Source organism: Bradyrhizobium sp. Kon56 (assembly GCF_055807635.1).
Map to the genome: position 1 here is coordinate 1 of NZ_JBVVOU010000341.1, position 295 is coordinate 295.

Genomic DNA, 295 nt, shown 5'->3' on the forward strand with positions numbered 1-295 from the left:
GCTTGCGGATTTCGCGGATGCAGTCGGCAAAGTGCTGGGCACCGCCGTCACGCAAGTCGTCACGGTCCACCGAAGTGATTACCACGTACTTGAGCTTCAGGTCGGCGATGGCGATGGCCAGGCTTTCTGGCTCATTGACGTCCAGCGGCTTCGGACGGCCGTGGCCCACGTCGCAGAACGGGCAGCGACGGGTGCAAATGTCGCCCATGATCATGAAGGTGGCGGTGCCGCCGGAGAAGCACTCGCCCAGGTTCGGGCAGGATGCCTCTTCGCACACGCTGTGCAACTTGTGTTT

Annotated in this window: 1 protein-coding gene; it reads right to left on the reverse strand. The window is 62.4% G+C overall.

What is annotated here, in order from left to right; translation table 11 throughout:
* Positions 1–295 (reverse strand): radical SAM protein (locus AC0L3B_RS39235; protein ID WP_473383132.1); only part of this gene is annotated, 295 nt, incomplete at both ends.